The organism is Dyadobacter jejuensis (assembly GCF_003149085.1).
Classification (GTDB): domain Bacteria; phylum Bacteroidota; class Bacteroidia; order Cytophagales; family Spirosomataceae; genus Dyadobacter; species Dyadobacter jejuensis.
In genome coordinates this window covers 95,162-113,019 of record NZ_QGDT01000015.1, presented here as the reverse complement: position 1 = coordinate 113,019, position 17,858 = coordinate 95,162, and the positions used below count along the sequence as shown (strand labels likewise).

At 40.7% G+C, this 17,858-nt stretch carries 20 protein-coding genes; 7 read left to right on the top strand and 13 right to left on the bottom strand.

The features are described from left to right. The 4 genes from CLV98_RS20460 to CLV98_RS20450 form a co-directional block, all read right to left on the bottom strand. The coding region (locus CLV98_RS20460) for a hypothetical protein (protein ID WP_146202316.1) at positions 1-199 on the bottom strand (199 nt) is incomplete at its 3' end. Positions 200-290: 91 nt separating this feature from the next. Beyond that, positions 291-458, bottom strand: a complete 168-nt coding sequence (locus CLV98_RS23505; protein ID WP_158281302.1) for a hypothetical protein — start codon at positions 456-458, stop codon at positions 291-293. A gap of 11 nt (positions 459-469) precedes the next feature. After that, positions 470-784 carry a helix-turn-helix domain-containing protein gene (locus CLV98_RS20455; RefSeq protein WP_109677490.1) on the bottom strand — a complete coding sequence of 105 codons (315 nt, stop codon included), beginning with the start codon at positions 782-784 and terminating at the stop codon, positions 470-472. Further along, entirely contained in the window at positions 781-1,122 is a 342-nt protein-coding gene (locus CLV98_RS20450; protein ID WP_229203496.1) for a hypothetical protein, read from the bottom strand. The genes CLV98_RS20455 and CLV98_RS20450 overlap by 4 nt, the downstream gene beginning before the upstream one ends. 46 nt (positions 1,123-1,168) lie before the next feature. Between CLV98_RS20450 and CLV98_RS20445 the strand changes: the two genes are divergently transcribed. The 3 genes from CLV98_RS20445 (at position 1,169) to CLV98_RS20435 (ending at position 4,824) form a co-directional block, all read left to right on the top strand. Further along, entirely contained in the window at positions 1,169-1,528 is a 360-nt protein-coding gene (locus CLV98_RS20445; protein WP_109677486.1) for a helix-turn-helix domain-containing protein, read from the top strand. Positions 1,529-1,818: 290 nt separating this feature from the next. Continuing rightward, positions 1,819-2,661, top strand: a complete 843-nt coding sequence (locus tag CLV98_RS20440) for a BRCT domain-containing protein (protein ID WP_109677484.1) — start codon at positions 1,819-1,821, stop codon at positions 2,659-2,661. A gap of 798 nt (positions 2,662-3,459) precedes the next feature. Continuing rightward, the gene (locus tag CLV98_RS20435; RefSeq protein WP_109677481.1) at positions 3,460-4,824 is read left to right on the top strand and encodes an SNIPE associated domain-containing protein; all 1,365 of its coding nucleotides are present in this window, start codon (positions 3,460-3,462) and stop codon (positions 4,822-4,824) included. Between the two features lie 333 nt (positions 4,825-5,157). Here the strand turns inward: CLV98_RS20435 and istB are convergent, their stop codons facing one another. After that, positions 5,158-5,895 carry an IS21-like element helper ATPase IstB gene (gene istB, locus CLV98_RS20430; RefSeq protein WP_109677479.1) on the bottom strand — a complete coding sequence of 246 codons (738 nt, stop codon included), beginning with the start codon at positions 5,893-5,895 and terminating at the stop codon, positions 5,158-5,160. Positions 5,896-5,916: 21 nt separating this feature from the next. Then, on the bottom strand, positions 5,917-7,449 hold the full coding sequence (gene istA / locus CLV98_RS20425) for an IS21 family transposase (RefSeq protein WP_229203498.1): 1,533 nt from the start codon (positions 7,447-7,449) through the stop codon (positions 5,917-5,919). Positions 7,450-7,831: 382 nt separating this feature from the next. On the opposite strand from istA, the gene CLV98_RS20420 reads away from it, so the two are divergent. Beyond that, entirely contained in the window at positions 7,832-8,116 is a 285-nt protein-coding gene (locus CLV98_RS20420) for a hypothetical protein (RefSeq protein ID WP_211320082.1), read from the top strand. Further along, positions 8,113-8,322 (top strand): type II toxin-antitoxin system HicB family antitoxin, encoded by a 210-nt coding sequence (locus CLV98_RS20415; protein ID WP_109677475.1) that lies wholly within the window; start codon positions 8,113-8,115, stop codon positions 8,320-8,322. The genes CLV98_RS20420 and CLV98_RS20415 overlap by 4 nt, the downstream gene beginning before the upstream one ends. Positions 8,323-8,539: 217 nt before the next feature. Here the strand turns inward: CLV98_RS20415 and CLV98_RS20410 are convergent, their stop codons facing one another. From CLV98_RS20410 to CLV98_RS20395, 4 genes are all read right to left on the bottom strand, one after another. Further along, positions 8,540-9,307, bottom strand: coding sequence for a putative nucleotide-diphospho-sugar transferase (locus CLV98_RS20410; RefSeq protein WP_109677473.1), 768 nt, complete (start codon positions 9,305-9,307; stop codon positions 8,540-8,542). Between the two features lie 492 nt (positions 9,308-9,799). Continuing rightward, positions 9,800-10,501: a low molecular weight phosphatase family protein gene (locus CLV98_RS20405; protein ID WP_109677471.1), complete on the bottom strand. Its 702-nt coding sequence runs from the start codon at positions 10,499-10,501 to the stop codon at positions 9,800-9,802. Positions 10,502-10,656: 155 nt separating this feature from the next. After that, positions 10,657-11,733, bottom strand: coding sequence for a cytochrome d ubiquinol oxidase subunit II (gene cydB, locus CLV98_RS20400; protein ID WP_109677469.1), 1,077 nt, complete (start codon positions 11,731-11,733; stop codon positions 10,657-10,659). An 11-nt stretch (positions 11,734-11,744) separates the two neighbouring features. Beyond that, complete coding sequence (locus CLV98_RS20395; RefSeq protein ID WP_109677467.1) at positions 11,745-13,076, bottom strand: cytochrome ubiquinol oxidase subunit I; 1,332 nt, start codon at positions 13,074-13,076, stop codon at positions 11,745-11,747. A 555-nt stretch (positions 13,077-13,631) separates the two neighbouring features. Here CLV98_RS20395 and CLV98_RS20390 point away from each other — a divergent pair. Then, positions 13,632-13,835 carry a DUF6132 family protein gene (locus CLV98_RS20390; protein WP_109677465.1) on the top strand — a complete coding sequence of 68 codons (204 nt, stop codon included), beginning with the start codon at positions 13,632-13,634 and terminating at the stop codon, positions 13,833-13,835. A gap of 39 nt (positions 13,836-13,874) precedes the next feature. On the opposite strand, the gene CLV98_RS20385 is transcribed toward CLV98_RS20390, so the two are convergent. The 3 genes from CLV98_RS20385 to CLV98_RS20375 all read right to left on the bottom strand — a co-directional run bounded on the left by CLV98_RS20385 (position 13,875) and on the right by CLV98_RS20375 (position 15,649). Further along, complete coding sequence (locus tag CLV98_RS20385) at positions 13,875-14,426, bottom strand: DUF1572 family protein (protein ID WP_109677463.1); 552 nt, start codon at positions 14,424-14,426, stop codon at positions 13,875-13,877. A gap of 295 nt (positions 14,427-14,721) precedes the next feature. After that, positions 14,722-15,141 (bottom strand): VOC family protein, encoded by a 420-nt coding sequence (locus CLV98_RS20380; RefSeq protein WP_109677461.1) that lies wholly within the window; start codon positions 15,139-15,141, stop codon positions 14,722-14,724. A 94-nt stretch (positions 15,142-15,235) separates the two neighbouring features. Continuing rightward, on the bottom strand, positions 15,236-15,649 hold the full coding sequence (locus CLV98_RS20375) for a cupin domain-containing protein (RefSeq protein ID WP_109677506.1): 414 nt from the start codon (positions 15,647-15,649) through the stop codon (positions 15,236-15,238). A gap of 593 nt (positions 15,650-16,242) precedes the next feature. Between CLV98_RS20375 and CLV98_RS20370 the strand changes: the two genes are divergently transcribed. Beyond that, positions 16,243-17,724, top strand: a complete 1,482-nt coding sequence (locus CLV98_RS20370) for a potassium/proton antiporter (protein WP_109677459.1) — start codon at positions 16,243-16,245, stop codon at positions 17,722-17,724. Positions 17,725-17,858: the final 134 nt, after the last annotated feature.

The following is a 17,858-nucleotide window of genomic DNA, read 5'->3' as shown; positions in this document are numbered from 1 at the left end:
CTTCCATTTGATAATCATAGTCCCATTCGTTAGCCCGGAGCACCTTGCAGAAAAACCGGAACTGGGTGATTCCAGGAAAGGAATTGACCTCGATCACCGGTTGTCCTGCGTCCACCTTGGGGGCAACGTATCGGTATTGGGTATCGACCGTACCCAAGATGAAAGGCTTGCCCGCCACAAATAGCTCTTTATTGCTCATATTTTCGGGCTTTTTGAGGTAACGCCATGGCTGATACGTCGACCAAGAGCAAGAAGAAGGAAAAAGAATAAAAGATATAAAAGGATGAAAATCATGGCTTCTTTGAGTTTGCCTTGAATACAGATACAATAAACAGGATAGAGAATGCCATAATGGCCAAGACCAAGAGCAAGTTGGAATGATTTGCCATAAACTCAGCAATGGCTTCTCCGGTGATGAGCAATGTTATCACCGTAAATAGAGTTTGTATAGGGGACATAAGCTAAAGTGTTAATAGTTGCTTCTGAGTTGCTTTTTAATAATGGGGGCCATCGTGGCATTAACTAAAGATCTTGCTTCAAAGTCAGCGTCTAAATAATCCGCTCTATATCGAATATTAGCTCCTTCGGCGAAATAGCGTAACCAACCATCTTTGCGCCATTGCCTAATCGTTGTCAATGAGACCTTCAGCCTTTCGCATGCTTCAGGCTCAGTTAGATACGTTGATTGATTTTGATAGGCCAAAATGCGTTCGTTTTGAGTACGAACAATCTCCAGCAATTCAACTTGCTCCGGAGGAAGGCTTAGAGCTATAGTCGTATTCATACCGTAGGTGTATTTTGAATGTTAGCAAGTTTCTCTAAAGCAATAGTTACCATTTCAATTCTATCGACGTGCCCCCTCTTGGGGTTTGAGTGAGCCTGAGAGACAGACCTCATAACCGCTTCCCCTTGACGGGTATTAAAGTATTCATAGGAGGCGGCCAATTGATCCTTCCAGCCCGGACCAACTTGACCTTTAGCATGTGCAAAACGTTCTAACAACCGCTCTTTTATTGTACTTACCGTTGAATCAAATGACATGGTTTGCATTTTCTTATTTTGTAATTTGCGTATCCCGTATTGGGCGATACAAATATATATAATATGATGCGATAAAGTCAACCTATAGTTGATTTTATTTTAATTGTATGATACAAAAACAATTTATATGAGCAATTCAACAATTGGTGATAGGGTTAGATCATTAAGGAATCGGAAAACCATGGCCGAATTTGGAACAGAATTAGGTGTAAGTGCTCAGCAGATTTCCAAAATCGAAACTGATCAATCGAAGCCATCTTTTGAGCTAGCGGATAAGATTTGCGAAAAATATGGCGTTACGCTAGACTGGCTAATGCGAGGAATAGAAACACCAAAAACCGAAACTTCTAAGCCAACAAATGACAGTGGGGATTTCATAACGGTCTCAAAGGATGAATTTATTGAGCTCCAAAGGATGGCATTAAAACGTCAACAAGAAGAGAAGAAAGAGCTAGAAAAAAGGCTAGCAGAGACGAAAAATGGCTAGCATTAATCTGCTTTTCCAATAATTAGGGCGCGAATATAGTATTTTCCATTCTCAGGGATCATTCAAAATGTTACTAGTGGACCCTAAAATAGATTGAGGTATGGACTACTAAAAATGTTCAAAATTAAAAATATGAAGAGAGGAAGTTTTGATTTCCAACCAATTGTACATATAAAACTGGATCTAACTTATTACTTCAAAAGTGGGATCTTGAAAAAAAGCACTATACCAAAAAGAAAATAAATAAAGCCAGACCATAAACCTTAGAAGTAATTCCATCCAAGTTCCATATGATCCATCCAAGAAAAATAGAAGATTTCATTGCAGTGTGCATCCATTCAAGATCACTTGGACTTGTACATGTTAAAGAGGGTAAAATCTTTCATAAAGAGTTACTGTACTCTGAAAAAAGTGATCTACAAAAGCTGTTATTACTTTTTGATCAGGTGACATACGTAGTAGCTTTCGGACTGGGTAGTCATCGGAGAAATTTAAGGATTATGTTTGAAGATATTGATTCCAGTTTACCCGATAAAAAATATGTTTGTGCTTATAACTGGGCCAAACAAAATATTGGAACTACAACTTTTCTGTCTGTCCGCGAATATTTTGGTATCTCACTAGACCAAAACGAGCTAGAGTTCGATCGAAGTGGCTGGCATCATAGAGACTATGTCTTTAATGCCGAAATGCTTGCACAAGCAGTTATGCTAATGCAAGAAAGTTGTGGAATGAATTTAGTCAATGCAGTTTCTGGAAAACGGACGCCAGGAACCTATAGACGACAATCTTATTTCAATTACAAGAACATCTCAGTCAAGCCAACCAAAAATGAAACTATTGTAGAATTACCAGAAATTAAATACTATAATGGTGTTCTTGACTTACAAACACTAGAAGGTAAAAATGTTTCCATTTCAGGTTCCTTTTTATTTACAAGCACTCAACACATGAAAACATTAATAGAGGAACTAGGGGGAACGTTCCAACCTAGATTTAATGAAGAAACGCATGTTTTAATCGTAGGAGATCAACCGGAATTGCATGATATTCTTACGCTGAATGAAAGAATTTATAGAGGCTCTGAAGTAATGGTAATTAATTCAAGTCTTTTGAAGAAGATTTTTCGTTAAAAATTCTATTGGAAAATAACCTCAGGCATTTACAAAAAATGTGCACCCCTATTATAACCGAGACCATAAATGCTTGAAGATTAATTATTTTTTGTTTCAGGGACGTTTCAGGGAGACATTTTATAAAACCTTCTATTCTATTATAAATAAGCACAATAGTGAATATATATTCAACACCCTTCGGGTGCACAAAAAAATCCGCTAGTCGTTCCGATTAGCGGATTTTTTCTTTTTAGCTACTGGGATTTAAAGATCTCAGCCAGCCTGATTTTAGGCCCATCCTCTCCCATTTATTTCTGCTTCAGTCATAATTTTAAGGCCAATAGCGCGCTGCTATATTTTAAAATAAGAAGTAGGTCTAGGCCGCCCCTTATCCTGTCTTTAACACGAGGCATTATTTCGTCCTCCTTTCGATGTACGGGAAAGGCCATGGACCTGCCCTAGGAACTGCTAGGCCTGGGTCTTTTTATAGTCCTACTCGTTATAGTCCTTGGTCAGTTCCTAAACCAGTGAAAACATTTTACTGGCCCAGCTACAGGCCTTCTGCATTTTCATGAAATACTGCCGATCCGTGATCGGCCCTTTATGACCTAGTCAGCCTAAAATAAGGTGATTTTGTAGAGGACGTTTTTTGGATATAGACATGGTTTAAACTCTGAAATAGAGTTATCCCATTTTTCTTCAATAATATAATTTCAATATGATAATTAATAGGATGAAATCAATCTAATATCAAGAAAACGTATAAGTTTGTGAGTCTAAAAGTTACATTTTCATATACCCTCCAAACTTTGTAATATGGGATTATTTGATTTAATAAAAAAGAAAGAATTAAAGGAAATTGAGCGTTTAAGTGGCCTTCTTGAAAAGTATCAGCCTATTTCGAATATTGAGGATGAAGTTAGAAAAACTCAAATCGAATTAGATAGAATTGATAATGAAAAGAAAAAACTGTCTGTCGAATATGAAAGTGGTTTGGCAACTTATTACCGATTAAAACAGCAACTAGCTCTATTTGAATCCAATTTAGAATTTATTGAATTCGGTGTATACGAGCCTCATTATAATTTTGAACGTTCCGACCAATATCGAGAAGAACAAAAAACAATTATTGAAAAGCAGAAATTACTTATTAAGAATAAAGACGCAGTAGTTTGTACTACAGCATGGACAATAGGGGGAGATGCTAAATTGGGCAGAAAAACAATGGATTCTATTCAGAAGTTAATCTTAAGAGCCTTTAATGGAGAGTGTTCCGCAATGATATCTAATGTAAAATGGAATAATATTGTCCAAATGGAAAGTCGGTTGGAAAAGGCTTATAATGATCTAAATAAACTGGCAGAAGGTTTTCACATTTCCATAAACCTAGATTATTTAAAATTGAAACTAGAGGAGATGTATCTGGAGCACGAATTCTTATTAAAAAAACAAATCGAAAAGGATGCTGCGAGGGAAATTCAAGCAGAATTGAAGGAGGAAGAGAAAGCAAGACGTGAATTTGAAATTGCGCGTAGAAAGGCGGAAAAAGAAGAAGAAATTTATGAAAATGCCTTGCTTAAGGCACGAAAGGAAATCTCCACAGCCACCGGCCTTGAATATGAAAAACTAATAAGTAAAATACATTCCTTGGAAAGCGATCTGGCAATAGTCCTAGAGAAGAAAGATAGAGCAATTTCTATGGCACAACAAACAAAACGTGGTCATGTTTATATTATTTCCAATATCGGGTCTTTTGGGGAGGATGTTTACAAGATTGGTATGACACGAAGACTAGACCCTTATGATAGAGTAAGAGAATTGGGTGACGCATCGGTACCCTTCAAATTTGACGTTCATGCTTTAATTTACTCAGACAATGCGAGAACCTTAGAATTTGAACTTCATCAAGCTTTTGCTGCGAATAAAGTAAATATGCTAAATAATCGACGAGAGTTTTTTAGAATCAGTTTGGACGAAATCAAGCAAAAAATATATCAATTAGGGTTCGATGCTGAATTTGTACAAATGGCTGAAGCAATGGAATATCGAGAAACATTAATGTTAAGAAGAGATACCAAACTATTTAATTGTAATGAGTTATCACAAACCAATTTTACGTCCTATTTATTCAATGATGACAATAACTCAAATACCATAGATTTAAAACAGGCGGGTGTGTAAAATAAACTCCGTCTGGTATTATTTTTTCATTTATTTCCGATTTTTAACTGCTATTTAAAAATACGATTGGGTTGGTCAAGGGGGACCGAGGCACGAGGTCGTTGATATCCCCTTGAGGAATTCAATCGTTTTTAGCTTTGCAGTTGATTTATTACTCATCCGGCGCTTTTCCTAGCTCAAGGGCGCACGAAGCTCGGCATCTGCTTATTCTGGTCCAAACTGACCCCTCAATTACTCTACCTTCATTATGGATATTACGGAGGGACCATGCCAGTGATTTCGGTCAAACCGTGCCACTTTAAAAGATCGTACAATGATATGAAAAAGTTGTTGTTATTCTTGTTTGAGGATTCCTTTTCTAAGTGATTCCCCCTTAAGATCGATTCTGTGGGATGAGTTGACGATTCGATCAAGTATGGCATCTGCAATGGTACCCTGACCTCCAATGATTTCGTACCAGGCAGATACAGGTATCTGCGAGGATATAATCGTTGACTTTTTGCCATGCCGGTCATCGATTATATCCATCATGGTTTCCCTGTCTTGATTGTCAAACGCCTGTAGTCCGAAGTCGTCAAGAATCAATAGCTGGGTGCTGGTCAGTTTTTCTAGTTCTTTGAGGTAAGTTCCGTCAACCTTGCTGAGCTTAAGCTTTTTAAAGAGTCTTGCAGTTACAGTATATAGTGTTTTTATTCCTGATAGACAGGCCTGGTGGCCCAGCGCCTGAGAGAGGTAACTTTTTCCTGTACCAGAGGCTCCGCAGATAATGACGTTCTCTTTTCTGGCTGCGAAATCAAGTGTGCCCAGACGTGCAAACATATTTTTGTCCAAGTTCCTGTCTGCCATGTAATTGATATCAGCCATAGTGGCACCTTGCCTAAAGGCGGCCTGTTTCAATAATCTTTCCACCTTACTGTTTTCGCGCTGCTCCCACTGGTGTTCTGTCAGAAGAGCCAGGTATTCATCGCATGTCATCGAGGCAAGCCTGTTTTGCTCGACGTAAGTAAGATGTAATTGCGCCATGGCCCCCAGGCGCATATTCCTTAATTTTTCAATTGTCTGATTGTTCATTGTCCTGTTTTTTGGTTGTGATTATTCATATGCGGAAGCACCCCGTATGTTGCTATGGAATGGTATATGATCATTTGCATTTTGCAGATCACCTTCATATAAGGGCACTTTGTCCATATTATTCTTGAGTATGTTTTTGATGCGTATATATGAGCACGCATCTGTATCTAAAGCTCTTTTACAGGCCTGGTCGAGCCTTTGAGAGCCATATGCGCGATAGAGTTGGATAACACCCAGAGCCCGTTTGTAGCCTATCTCCGGGTAATCCTGGGCTATGAGTATCTTTTCCACGCACTGCAGCACATGCTGACCATGTGGTGCCGCTTTCTGTCTGAAGAACTCTGGATTCCAGTCTGAGTAAAACTTATGTGTACTGCTCAAGTGGTCCGTGTTGGTGATATATGCCCCCTTGGCCAGGTTACGCTGGTGCATGGCTATTCTTTGGTGATTATGAAAGACTTCAATCCTGCTTTGCGTGTAATGGATCTGGGTTTCTTTCCCGATAAAACGGTAAGGGACACTATAATAGCTTTTGTCGGGCGAGAAGTATACATATCCCATCTTCTGTACTTTAGCTCTTTTATAATCTTTCAGCTCATAGGGTCTATCGGGCAACGCTTTCAGATACTGACGCTCAACAGTCTGAAAGAGCTCGATTCGACTGGACTCTTTGCGTTTAAAGATCAGGCTATTATAACTTTGCAGGAGCTTGCTGATTTCTCTGTTGAGATCTTCCAGCGAGAAGAAGGTCATCTCTCTGATCGGGTAATAAATCCGTTGGTAAGCCAGATGTACGGCATTCTCAACCAGCGCCTTATCCTGAGGCGAGTATCCCCTTGTAGGGTTGATCGCACAGTTGTAGTGAAAGGCAAAGTCCTTGAAGCTCCGGTTGATATCGGGCTCATATTTACTTGCCCGATTGACTGCTGACTTAAGATTGTCTGAAATGATAGCTTTAGGCACTCCGCCATAATATCGTAGCGCACCAACACAACTGTCAATCAGATCGCCTCGTTTTTGGCTCATGCAGGCTTGGACGTAGGTGTACTGGCTACAGGGAAGGATGGCCACGAACACTTCAACGGGAATAATTTCTCCGGTCTGTTTATCGACTATGTGGAGCTTCTTGCCCGCAAAGTCGATAAACATTTCTTCTCCGGCGAGATGATCGAGTTTCATCGAGCCTTTCTCCTTGGGATATTTACGCCGATAATGTTCAAGGAACTGGGTATAACTGTAAGCATCCTGAGCATGCCCGACATATTGCTGGTAATGATGCAAAAAGGTAAAACCAGGGTGATTCCGCGCCTTATTGATCCTTTCAAAATAAAGCATCAGTTCATTATGGCGTGCTGTATCAACAGTGGTATGACAGGAGAATAGTTCGGATAATGCAGCGGAATCAAAATTTAAAAGCTGCTGAAAAGAATATTGGCAAGCCGTAAACAACTGCATGTAGGTGTTTATTGTATTACGAGAGATACCAAGGATAGAGCCTATCCTGCGATTGCTGGCACCATCAAGGTGTAAGGTTATTATCTGTTTTAAGTCCATCGGATCAAGTAAGTTGGCCATGTCGCTTAGTTATGTTTAAGGCGACAAGGTAATTTCTTGATCTTCTAAAGTGGCACAAAACGAACCGTAATTCTGTGCTGATTTCTAAGCCAACAGACGCCCAATGATTTTGGCACCAATCGAACCGTAATAGTCCGGGTCAAAATCAATCTAAATTGGCATCATTTAAACCGTAATCACTGGCACTATTCGACCGAAATACCTGGCACAAATCGAACCGTAATATCCACATTAACTGCTCGAGTATTTTGTCGCGCAGCTCTTTATTTTTTGGATTTACTCTAGGAAAAGTAATTGAGGTATAAAATATTTAGAATAAGGCCATTACTATATTATTGTAAAATCAAAAATGATTATTTTTATGCACCAACTCTTTACAGGATCACATATGGCCAGAGTTGAAAAGCTCTTACTAAAATTACTATCTGGGAACTCAGATAATAATTTTTCAATTGATGAGCTAAAAATCATATTGCTACAGTTGGGGTTCTACGAAATAAAAGGTGCTGGCAGCCATACACTCTATAAAATGGATGGTATTGATGATTTAATCAATATTCAAAGTGTTAAAGGTGGACAAGCGAAAGCTTATCAGATAAGGCAAATCAGAAATATCATAATCAAACATAAACTTGTAAAGCTATGAGCAAGTACGAGGTAAGAATTTATTGGAGTAACGAGGATGATTGTTTCATTGCAGAAGTTCCTGAATTGAAGTCAATTATGACGCATGGTGATACCCAAAATGAGGCTCTTCAGAACGCTCAAGAGGTAATCCAGCTTTGGCTAGAGGTGGCCAAAGAAGAGGGCCAGGAAATCCCTGAACCAAAAGGTAAATTGATATATGCATAATATCAAAAACTCATTACTAAATTTAATGGACTTGTAAAAAGGTATTTCGCTATACTGCTTATTCTGGTCCAAACTGACCCCTCAATGACGCTCCCTGCATGAACTGCTATAGCTCTTTGTCGCGTAGCTCTTTATTTTTTGGATTTACCGTACCAGGACTTAAAGTAAAAAGAACTTAAAGACATCGTTTATTGAACCGTCTCTTTTCGCAAAACGTTTAGTGCAAAATACGTTTCACTGCGTTTTTACACTTTATTAGGAGTATAGTTTTGAGCATATGTATAGCGATCGGTATGGACGAAGCTTCTTTATGTTTTAATATTTTCCAAGATTTTTCATGGCCAATTACCCAATTGAAATGAATTAGATAGGGCTCTATATTAGAATGATTCGTGTAAAAGTATTTTCCATTTGGAAATAACGAAAGAGGAAGTTTTTTGTAAGCTATTTCATCCTTATATTGATTAACATAAATTTGATCGTCCCATCTTTCATTGATGTTTGATCTTTCTTTTACTTTTTTCGGATTGAAAAAATCCAATGTTTTTTCATTAGATTTTATAAAGATGAAACCACTACATAAGTTATCATTCGAGATATCTTCTTGAGCATCATTTTGAATCAATAAGTCGTCGTATCCAATATGATCTATACAATAATCAAGGAACTCCTTCTTCTTAAAAACAATATCGCCATCAGTAAAACAGACATAATCATTTTCTTTTAAATTTTCATGAATAATCTCGAATTTTTTAAAAGTAACATGACTCCAATTACCGCTTCTAAATCGCTGAAATCCAGCACTTAATTCATCTTCAATGATTGTTGCTTGATACCCCGCATCCCTGATAGCATGAAATGCTTTTTTTCCTATGGAGTATGTTTTAATATCATTTACACCTATTTTTTTTAAGGATAGCAAACAGTTAAGTGTGTATTTTAAATAACCCTCATTGGTTAAAGTTATTAGTGCGACTTTCTTCATTTACATGGGTATAGGTGAAACTATAGAAATTAATTGGATATAATTAACAGATTATCCCTGCCAAGGTTACATACCAACTCTAATGCGCCAATGCCGCCTAAGCGCTCCTTAAAACAAAACTTAAACAGCTTATAGTTAATAGGGTAACTCTATATTTACAATAGCAGAGTTTTTTCGTTGGCTGTTGATTGAAGACATTTGCTAGCGGACATTCTTAGTTCCACGTTAAATTTTCTCTAAAAATACCTCAAAATTTCCAATCCTCCAGCAATTTTGGCTAGATGTTACTGAACGGTATCAAAACAAATTTTTATTAAACAAAAATGCTCCAAATTATAAGACTACTTGACTTTATAAAAGAATTGACTTTGTACCATTTCCTAAAATTCGTTTGCTCCGCCTCGGAGTCTCGGTATAGGGCAAGCCATACGACAAAAAGGGCCCAAATTGGGCCCTTTTCGTGGAAATCGAGATAAGAGAATACTTACGATACTATACTTTCACTTTCGAAAACACATAGAAGGTTTCCGTGGCAATTTGTTTACAGCGCTCGTCATACTTCGCCGTTTCCTGTGCGGTGCCGTCAAAGGCTTTTGGATCTATATACGGGACGGCCACGCGTGTGGCAGCGCCCTTCACCACTGGGCAAGCCTTGTCGGCCTCACTACAGGTCATGATGGCGCAAAAATTGCTTTGCGGATTGCTGGCATCGTTATACTTCTTAGAAAAAGCCTTTATGGGTAGTTTGTCTGTAGCATAGGTTACCGTATACACGGGATTTTCCCCTTCTGTTGTTTTGGCAATTTCAAACCCCGCCCTTTCGCATGCTGCTACTGCCCTTTCATTAAAGGCGCTGATCTCGGTGCCTCCTGAAAATGTTTTGACATTAGGAACATTATAATAGGCAGCGGCAGTAGCGGCCCAAATTTGGCCAAAATGACTACGCCTTGAATTGTGGGTACAGATATAGGTTAATTGTACCGGCTGGTCCGCCTTCACCTGCTGTTGAATATATAGGGCTATCTTGTCCAGCTCTTCCATCCTATCCTGAGGAATTTTCGAAAAATCTTCAGTGATCTGGCTAATGTAAGCATTCAGCCCTGGGTTAAGCGCTTTCTTATCATCGGGTTTAAGCGTCGACATCGACGTTGATGTCGTCAATAGGGCCATTATCAATATAGTAACTAGTTGCATATTAAAATTGAAGCGGTTAAGTGATAGTTCAATCGCAAAGATACGATAGATTTCAAGAGGTGAAAATCAAATCGCAATATTGCATTCAAACAATATGTTATAATGGATAAAAAAAGCCATCTTCAATTCAAAAGAATCCCCCCCCATCACCCTTATCAATGCTCTCCATAACCCACGTCATCCATTTTGCCCCTAAATACCCTAAACTGGATTATAAAATAACTTACCACCAAGATGGCGGCTATCACAAACCAATAAACCCCTACCGACAAGCCGTATTCATCGGCAGCCACACCCTCAATAGTTAAGGAGGGGTTGACGCCGTTGGTGGAGGGTAACAGGGTCGGGAATAATGAGGCTACCGTCGTGGAAAAGCTCCCCAGAATAAACAGGGTAGAAAAAAAGAAGCCCGTTCCGTCCTTCTTGAATTGCTTAATCCGAAACTGCCCCAGCAGCCCCACCAAACCAATAAGCGGGAAAATCCAAAGCCAATAATGTGTCCGTAGGTTGGTCAGTGGAAAAGGCTTAACATAATGCCATAAGCCGGCTGAAATGATTACTAAAATCAAGAGCGCAAAGTTCAATCGGAAAATAATGACCTTCAGCCTCTCATTTAAGGAGCTGGACGTTTTTAAGATGATCCAGTTGGCCCCATGGATGGTGAGGGTAACCACCGCCACAATGCCTAGCAGCAAGGTAAACCAGTCGATCACCCCTTGATGCGCTGCCAGGGGGTCGAAGGTTGGATTCCATAATGCCAAAAAGAAATAATGGGGTTCTTGAGTAGAGATGCCATTCTCCACCATCCCTAGATTTACACCCCTCACCACATTGCCCAAGGCGGCTCCGAAGAATAGGGCCAGTAGCAAACTGGCCACGCCAAAAGCCCTATCCCAAAGCCGTTCCCATAGCCTATTATGCACCTGACCTCTCAATTCTAACCCTACCGCTCTAAAAATCAACAACCATAAGACCAGCATTAGGGGCAGGTAGAATCCGCTAAATGCCGAGGCATATAAAGTGGGAAAAGCAAAAAACAATACCCCTCCAGAGGCGATCAGCCAAACTTCATTGGCATCCCAAAAGGGGCCAATGGCATTGGTGACCGCCTTTCTCTCTTCTTCCGACTTTGTAAATAACAAGTGAACGATCCCTGCTCCAAAGTCGTAACCATCCAGAATTACATAGATCCCCAACATGGTCATTAAGACCATAAACCAAAATATTTCCATAATCGATTTTGTTAGACAGTTTTAGTTTCGGGCCCAGTTCTAATAATTTTTAGGACGAGCATCAGAAAGAGTAAACCAAGCAAGATATAAAGTCCTACGAATCCCAATAAGGTGAACAAGGTATTCCCCGAAGACACGGTAGGAGAAACCCCATCGACCATGCGCATCAAATTATACACCAACCATGGCTGACGGCCCAGTTCGGCAGTGTACCAACCAGCCGTATTGGCTATATATGGAAATGGAATCATAAACATTAGAATCCACAACAGCCATTTGGTCTGATACAACTTTTGCTTGTAGAGTAAGATAGTTGCCAGTCCCATAATACCAATAAAAATGGTACCCAGACCCACCATGATATGATAGGCATAGTATAGGCCAGGAACGTTGGTGGGATGAGTTGATTCATCAAAGGCGTCTAATCCTTTAATTTCTGCGTCCCAGCGCTGGTAGGTAAGGAAACTCAGGACATTGGGTACGGCGATCTTATTGTCGAGTTTTTTGTTTTCCATATCGGGCTGTCCGATTAGCACAATTTCAGATCCCCCTTTCTCCGATTCGAAAATCCCCTCCATGGCAGCAAAAGTTACTGGCTGGTACTTCACCACATTTTTAGCCGCCAAATCGCCCGTTGGAAAAGCCAGGGCCAAGGAGGCTACTGCCCCGAAAATCACACCACTTTTAACGAAGATTTTTCCATATGCGCTATGCCTGTTACTGAGCAAGTAAAAGGCGCCGATGGCGGCAACAAAAAAGGAACTGGTGGCTAAGGAGCCTGCCTGATTATGAAGGAAGGAAGGCCATAGCCATGGATTAGTGAATAAAGCGCCAAAATTATTGAGGACGAAACGGCCATTTTCCAAAATTTCGTAGCCGACGGGATGTTGCATCCAGGAATGAGTGGCAATAATCAGATAACCACTGGCCCAGGACCCAATAAAAACCATTAATCCGGAAAGGAAATGAAGTTTATGGCCTAAAAGCTTCTCACCAAAAATAAACATCCCCAAGAATGAGGACTCCAAAAAGAAAGAGAACATTCCCTCCATCGCCAGCGTCTGCCCAATAATACCTCCTGTAAGTTCGGAGAATTTGGCCCAGTTCGTGCCAAATTGAAACTCCATAGGTATGCCCGTAACCACGCCCATCGCAAAATTCAAGGCGAATATCTTCATCCAAAATTTTGAGGCCTGATTATAATATTCCTGGTTTGTAAACAGGAACCTCCCTTTAAAATAAACGATCATCAAAGAAAGCCCCATGGTAAGCTGGGGAAACAAATAATGAAACGTGATGGTAAAAGCGAATTGAAGCCGGTTGTAAAGAATCATGTCTTCCATATCATTCAATTTTGTGTGAGTCAAATCCTAAAATGTGGTGTTTTCGTAGCCATCGTAACCAAAAATAATGCTTCCTTGTCAATAGTTATGTAACACTTGATACACAATTTTCAAATTGATTTTAGAACCGACTCATCGGAAAAAATTATACGCCCAAAACCCATATAAAAAGTACCCTAAAATATTGGACCGTACCAGAAATAACGCAATAGGCGTATTTTTACGCTCGGCAATAATCCGCTAGCGCGAGGACAGACCATCATATGGAGGACCAGGCGCACTGCCGGCAACATCTTATAACTACCTATCGTGATAATATCTATTAAAGTAGAAAGGCTATGCACACCGAATGTAGGAGAACCGGATAAGGAGGCACAAAAATAAAAAGCATGTAACTTTTATCACCGACAAACGGGTCTTCGGGGCTTACCTTTGTTAGGGTACCAGGAAGGGTTAAAAAAATGGATGGATACGCCTTGTTCTACGGGACCCACGGGTCTATTCAAGGTTGGGTTCCAACCGCATAGATATTCATAAAACTATAAATCCGGAAAAATGAAAACCTTATTAAAGAATCATATAATGACTATCATCGGAATTGGGGCGGGTGCCTTGGCCGGATACTTGTATTGGTATATGGTGGGCTGCGATAGCGGCACTTGTGCTATTACCTCCAAGCCCTTCAATAGTACCTTATACGGGGCCGTTATGGGAGGGCTATTATTGTCCAGCACGAGTAAAAGGAAGGATGAATGCTGATTTAAACATGGTGAAGGGCACCTTGATAAATAGATAATATTACAAATCGTCGGTATAATGCCTTTTATCTTTAAGCTGCGAAAACTTACGCTGGTTGTAGGTCTCCGATTTATTTCGGGCTATCGATAACGTCTGCCAGTCCTCATTTTTTAACATTTTGGCTATAAAAACCATTTGACCAATATGGTAAGGATAATGCGCTAACTGCCTATTAATCGCTTCGGTGACCGTATGCCCATCGTTACGGATATAGATGACGCGCTCCAAATCGGTATCCGTCAAGTGGTCGATCGCATTCATCAAGCATTCCCAGCCTTTATTCCATTGCTCCATTAACTCCGCTCTGCTTTGAATGAGGCTTGCAAATTCTTGGTCGCGGTTTCTCCAAGGCTTTTCGCCATCGGTGGTCAGGAAATCGGCAAACCTGGACAACATGTTTCCTGCAAGGTGATTCACTAAGATGGCAATACTATTGCTTTCCGCATTGTATTGCCAAAATAATTGCTTTTCCTCGAGCTGCTCCATGGCTTTTTCGCCCAACATCTTGTAGTACAGGAACTGTTTCTTGACACTTTCTAGATAACTATTCATTTTATACTTCAGTTTTATGAGATGAAACCAAACGCTATGGCGTGACTGACATTCACGATGGCTAAAGGGACAAAGGAAATCCTACCTACCCTATTCTTTTACCAGTAGCCCTGCTGAAAATTCGTAAATGACAACCAAGTACATGGCCCCCAATTCTTGGAATCTACAGCTATATATCCTAAGACTCGGATCGCAGAAAAAATCAACTGATCTGGCAATCAGGTCGGATTTTGGAACATCAGAACACGAAGGATATTGGCATTCCCTCCCGAATATCTCATAAGTAATTATTGAATTATGGGGCCGTTGGTTCCGATGGAAATTTGGCCATATCCATATAGAAAATCTCCCAGGTATGTCCGTCATGATCCTCAATCGTTCTTTGTTGCATAAAACCATAGTCCTTCATCTCGGTAGGCTCTTTCCCTCCCGCTTGAAGTCCCTTATCCATTAGGACATGTACCTGCTCAAGGTCCTCCATCGCCAAGGAGAATAGTCCGGCGGTATGCGACCGGGTATCGGCAATAGGCTTGGTGGCAAAGCTGGCAAACTTCTCATGCGACAAAAGCATGACATAGATGCTTTCGCTCCAGGCCATACATTTCCCTGAGTCGTCAGAAAATTGAGGATTATTGGTGAATCCTAGGGCGGAATAAAAGTCCATCGATTTTTGAAGGTCTCGTACCGCTAAATTGATGAAAATTTGTTTTGCCATTTCTCAAAAATTAAGAGTTTTACATGAAACAATCTTCAGATGGAGCTGTCGCCCTCATTTCAACGCTAGTAATTTCTCCAGGTAACCTGAGCCTCTAAGTTTGCGGGTTATCGGTAAACCATTTTACGATGGAAGGCATATCCCTTTCAAAGCCTCCCGGTATAAAAAAATTAAGTAAGCCTGCTTTTTGATTGGTTCGGTTTTGAAAATCATGCATGGTCTGGGCAGGAATTCTTAAAAATGCACCTTTCTCTACCTCCACCCAATTATCGCCAACCAGTATGGAAACGGTACCTTCAAGCCCATAAAACACCTCATCGTTATGTTCGTGCTGATGGGCTCCTACGCCGCCAAAGTTGGGCTCCAACCACCACTCAGAAATACTGTATCGGTTGGAGGTTTCATTTTCATCGGCCTTAAAAACGGCGGTCAATTCCCCACAATCGTATTTTCGGCCATCGCCCGGTTGGAGAAAAATAAGATCTGTATCCTCATGACGGTGTTTCATAGATTTTATAATAATGGTTATCGAATCAGATTCTTTAGAGTCTTGCCTATTAAAATCCGCTACGAATGGGGCGGGATAAGCATCCCCACTTCGCCCTTTCCTTAGCTCCCTAAAAGTAATAATAAAAATAGCCAATATTAGACTAACTATTTATAATTCATACCCTTATTTCACAGTCTTCCTTCGTTGCCTGGACACTATTTCGCAGGATATCAACTTTTAATCGATGGGCAGGTCATGGGCCTGTTCAATATTTAGGAGGAATGAGGGGTGAGGGAGAGGGTCGTATTTTCACCGGATAAAAACCCTTAGTCCCGATTTATGCCAATTAAAGACTTTACTCGTCCTACTCTTTAACTACTTGTTCCCTCCCAAATATTATGGTATATTTGGTGACATGTGCCTATCAGGTACAGGTTGGACATCTCTAATATTTTCCCACTAAACTGGCACGAGGGGCAGATTCTAGTATAGGTTATTTTTAAACCGAACGGTTACCATATGGATTATGGGGCGTTTGCAGATAAAATAAATGGACCAACCATACCGATGCCATTGGGAAGTTCTCAGGTGATACAAATAGAAATTAAAGAATGAATTTAACCATAGAAAATATATTATTAGTTGGCTCCTTATTATTGTTGATCAGTGTACTTGCGGGTAAGACGTCCTACAAATTTGGAGTACCAACCCTATTGCTCTTCCTGGCCATAGGCATGCTGGCAGGTTCTGACGGCATTGGCCACATTCACTTCGACAACCCCCAGCTTGCACAATTCATCGGCATTGTCTCGCTCAATTTTATTTTGTTTTCAGGTGGGCTGGACACCAACTGGACTTCCGTAAAACCGATCCTGAAAGAAGGGCTTATTTTATCGACCTTAGGCGTCTTACTAACGGCCCTCACACTGGGCACCTTCGTATGGTACGTAACTGACTTTACCATCTACGAGAGTTTACTATTGGGCTCCATTGTATCTTCTACGGATGCCGCAGCTGTTTTTTCGATATTACGATCTAAGAGTCTAGCGCTAAAGACCAATTTGCGTCCCACATTGGAGCTCGAAAGTGGGAGTAATGATCCCATGGCCTATGTGTTGACGATTGCATTCCTGACCTTGGTGATCAACCAGGACCAAAGCGTGATGTCGATCATCCCTTTGTTTTTCCAGCAAATGATTCTGGCTTGCATATCGGGCTTCGCTTTTGGGAAACTCAGTAAATACATCATCAACAAAATCAAACTAGACTTTGAAGGACTTTACCCTGTACTGGTGATCGCCCTGATGTTTATGACTTTTTCGGCCACCGACTTTGTGGGAGGAAACGGATTCCTTGCCATTTATATCTGCGCCGTTTATTTAGGGAACCAGGAACTGATCCACAAAAAAACCATTTTGAAAATGTACGATGGTTTGGCTTGGCTGATGCAGATTGTACTTTTCCTTACACTTGGGCTATTGGTATTCCCTTCTCAGGTTATTCCATATGTAGGGATAGGGATACTCATCTCCTTATTCTTGATCCTTGTTGCCCGGCCCGTGAGCGTCTTTCTTAGCCTGATGTTCTTTAAAATGAAAACACGCCGAAGACTCTATATTTCTTGGGTCGGCTTGCGTGGTGGGGTCCCTATTGTGTTTGCGACGTACCCTTTATTGGCTGGCATCGATAAGGCCCATATGATATTCAATATCGTATTCTTTATTTCAATTACTTCGGTGCTGATACAAGGGACCACCCTATCGTTGGCGGCCAAATGGCTCCATGTTGCTCTGCCCGAAAAGGCAAAAAAAATAACGGAGATCGACAAGTTTATTCTAGAACTACCCAAATCGTCTTTACAGGAAATCACCCTCTTACCAGACTATTATGCCGTAAATAAGAGAATTATTGACTTAAATTTCCCTCAATCTGCGTTTATAGTCATGATAAAACGAAAAGGAGAATATATCCGTCCCGGGGGGGCTACCACGCTCGAAGCCAAAGATGTGCTAATGGTGCTGGCCGACGAGCAGTCCGACTTCACCAAAGTACATGACTGCCTTAACAAGCCAGACAAAAGGGTAAGCTCTTAAGCGATCCTAAGTAGGCGCTAACTTTACCAACTCTTAGTGAGGCATGCACCTCGGAGACCTTGCTTTCTGTATATGGTATATTTCCTTCAACGATAGTCGCCCCGAGAGTACCGAGGACGAATATCGTAAAGGCT